We start from the raw sequence: 2,819 nt of genomic DNA on the forward strand, positions 1-2,819 counted from the left end.
TCATGTTCGAAGGCGACAGCCTCGACGACGTGGGCCGGGCGCTCGACCGCGCGTACCGTTGATCGCGGCGACGGAGACCCGGTGCTCGTACCCGGCCAGCGCCCGCAGCACCTCCTCCTCGCCGGCCTGGACGGCGACCATCGCGCCGCCGGCCGGAAGCCGCTGCATCAGCGCGCCCCTGGCCGCCACCAGCGCGCAGGCGTCCTGGAGTGACAGCACGCCCGCGACGTGCGCCGCGGCCAACTCGCCGACCGAGTGTCCGATCAGCAGGTCAGGGGTGAGCTCCCAGGACTCCAGCAGGCGGAACAGGGCCACCTCGACCGCGAACAGCGCCGGCTGGGTCCACCCGGTCCCGTCGAGCAGCCCGGCCTCGGGTGTGCCCGCCGGGGCGAACAGGATCTCCCTCAGCGGGCGGTCCAGTCTGGCGTCCAGATGCGCCAGTACGGCGTCGAGCGCATCGGCGAAGACCGGGAACCGGTCGTAGAGCTCGCGGCCCATCCCGGCCCGCTGGGCGCCCTGGCCGGTGAAGAGGAACGCCGTCTTGCCCGCCCGTCCGACCGTGCCCTCGATCACGTGCGGGGCAGGGCTCCCGTCCGCCGCCGCCGTCAGGCCTGCCACCAGCCCCGCCCGGTCCCCGGCCAGCACGGCGAGCCGATGCCGGAAACTCGACCGGGTGGTGGCCAGCGAGAAGGCGAGATCCGCCAGGCCCAGATCCGGGCGCTCGCCGAGGTGCTCGAGCAGGCGGAGCGCCTGCGCCCGCGCCGCGGCGGGGGTCTTGGCCGACAGCGGGACCGGCAGGAGACCGGGGCCCGATGCCGCCGGTTCGGCGACCAGGTCGGCGGGATCCGCCTCCTCGATGATCACATGTGAGTTCGTGCCGGTGGCTCCGAAGGACGAGATCCCGGCACGGCGCGGGCGTCCGGCGTCCGGCCACGGCCTGGCCTCGGTCAGCAGCTCCACCGCGCCCGCCGACCAGTCCACGTGCGACGACGGCGCGTCCAGGTGCAGCGTCCTCGGCGCCACCCCGTGCCTGATGGCCATCACCATCTTGATCAGTCCGGCGACTCCGGCCGCCGCCTGCGTGTGCCCGATGTTGGACTTGATCGACCCGAGCAGCATTGGTCGCTCACGGTTCTGACCGTAGGTCTCCAGCAGGGCCTGCGCCTCGATCGGGTCGCCCAGCCTGGTGCCCGTGCCGTGCGCCTCCACCACGTCCACGTCGGACGGGGTCAGCCCGGCACCGGCCAGGGCGCGGTGGATCACCTTCCGCTGTGACGGGCCGCTCGGCGCGGTGAATCCGTTGGACGCGCCGTCCTGGTTGACGGCCGAACCGCGCAGGATCGCCAGCACGTGATGGCCGTTGCGCCGGGCATCCGACAGCCGTTCGACGACGAGCATGCCGACGCCCTCCGCCCAGCCCGTGCCGTCGGCGGCGTCGGAGAACGCCTTGCACCGGCCGTCCGGGGACAGCGCCCCCATCTCGCCGAACTCGACGAAGCCCACCGGGGTGGACATCACGGCGACCCCACCGGCGAGAGCCAGCGAGCACTCCCCGGCCCGCAGCGCCTGGGCGGCCAGGTGCAACGCCACCAGCGACGAGGAGCAGGCGGTGTCCGCGGTCACCGAGGGCCCCACCAGGCCGAAGGTGTAGGACAGCCGGCCGGAGATCACGCTGGCCGCCTGGGCCGTCTGCGCGTGGCCGTGATGATCGCGGGGTGGCTGGTAGTCACCACCGGTGGCGCCGACGTAGACGCCCACATCGCCGCCCCGCAGGCCGGCGGGGTCGATGCCCGCCCGTTCGAACGCCTCCCAGGCGGCTTCGAGCACCAAGCGCTGCTGCGGGTCCATCACCATCGCCTCACGGGGCGAGATGCCGAAGAAACCCGGATCGAAGTCGGCGGCGTCGTAGAGGAAACCGCCTCCGGCCGCCGTGCTGCGGCCACGCCCGTCGGCGTCCCCACCGGACAGCGCGTCCAGGTCCCAGCCCCGGTCGGCGGGGAACGCGCCGACCGCGTCCACCTCGCCGGTGACCAGCCGCCACAGGTCTTCCGGCGAGCGGACGCCGCCCGGGTACCGGCAGCTCATGCCGACGATGACGATCGGGTCGTCCGAGAGCACGGCCGGTACGGGCGCTCGGCTCTCCTCGCCGAGGCTCTCCTCGCCGAGCACCTGGGCCGCCAGATGTTCGGCGAGTTCCACCGGTGTCGGGTGGTCGAAGACGAGCGTGGCCGGCAGGGTCAGCCCGGTCGCGGTGTTGAGCTGGTTACGCAGGTCGACCGCGGTGAGAGAGTCGAACCCGAAGTCCCGGAAGGCCCGATCGGCCTCGATCGCGGCGCCGTCCGCGTGCCCGAGGACCGAGGCGGCCCTGGCCACCACCAGTTCGAGGACGAGGCCCGTGCGCTCGGCCGCCGGCAGCCCGAGAAGGCGGTCCCGGAGCGCGGCCGCCACGGTGGGCTCACCGTCGTGGGCGCCGCCGCCCGCCGCCTCGATCGCCTGCCGGGCCTGGGGCAGCTCGTCCAGCAGCGGGGTCGGCCGCACCGCGAGGAAGGCCGGGGCGAACCGGTCCCACGCCACGTCGGCGACCGTCACCGCGCTCTCGCCGTTCGCGACGACCCGGCCCAGCGCGCTGAGCGCGAGCGCGGGCGCCAGGGCGGGCAGCCCGTTCGCCCGCAGGTGCAGGTCCATTCCCCGGTCCGTGGTCACGCCGCTGTCCGCCCATGCCGACCAGGACACGGCGGTCCCCACCACGCCTCGGGCGCGGCGCGCTTCGATCAGTGCGTCCCGGACCGCCTCCGCGGCGGCGGCGCCCCCTCGGCCGG

1 protein-coding gene is annotated in these 2,819 nt (G+C 74.5%); it reads right to left on the reverse strand.

The window, feature by feature from the left end:
* The coding region (locus ABZ260_RS49510) for a beta-ketoacyl synthase N-terminal-like domain-containing protein (RefSeq protein WP_355632497.1) at positions 1-2,819 on the reverse strand (2,819 nt) is incomplete at its 5' end.

It is taken from the genome of Streptosporangium sp. NPDC006013 (assembly GCF_040614275.1).
Lineage (GTDB): Bacteria > Actinomycetota > Actinomycetes > Streptosporangiales > Streptosporangiaceae > Streptosporangium.